The organism is Burkholderia sp. SIMBA_062 (genome assembly GCF_046534765.1).
GTDB classification, from domain to species: Bacteria; Pseudomonadota; Gammaproteobacteria; order Burkholderiales; family Burkholderiaceae; genus Burkholderia; species Burkholderia ambifaria.
Genome location: NZ_JAWRYD010000336.1, coordinates 1 through 264, shown reverse-complemented (window position 1 = coordinate 264; position 264 = coordinate 1). Strand labels below are relative to the sequence as shown.

The following is a 264-nucleotide window of genomic DNA, read 5'->3' as shown; positions in this document are numbered from 1 at the left end:
AAAATCTGCCGGCCTTGCGGCACGTAGGCGATGCCTTTCGACACGCGGCGGTAACTCTCGTCCTTCGAGACGTCGGCGCCGCCCACGCGCACCGTGCCGCGATTGGCGGGCAGCATGCCTATCAGCGCCTTGAACAGCGTGGTCTTGCCCATGCCGTTGCGGCCCATCACGGCCACGCTTTCGCCTTGCGAAACGGAAAAGCCGATGCCGTGCAGCACTTCGCTCTGGCCGTAGCTGACGACGAGATCGTCGACTTCCAGCATG

1 protein-coding gene is annotated in these 264 nt (G+C 64.0%); it reads right to left on the bottom strand.

Features of this window, described 5'->3' with window-relative positions; translation table 11 throughout:
- On the bottom strand, window positions 1-263 hold a 263-nt coding region (locus SB786_RS36585), incomplete at its 3' end, for an ATP-binding cassette domain-containing protein (protein WP_410731631.1).
- Window position 264: the final 1 nt, after the last annotated feature.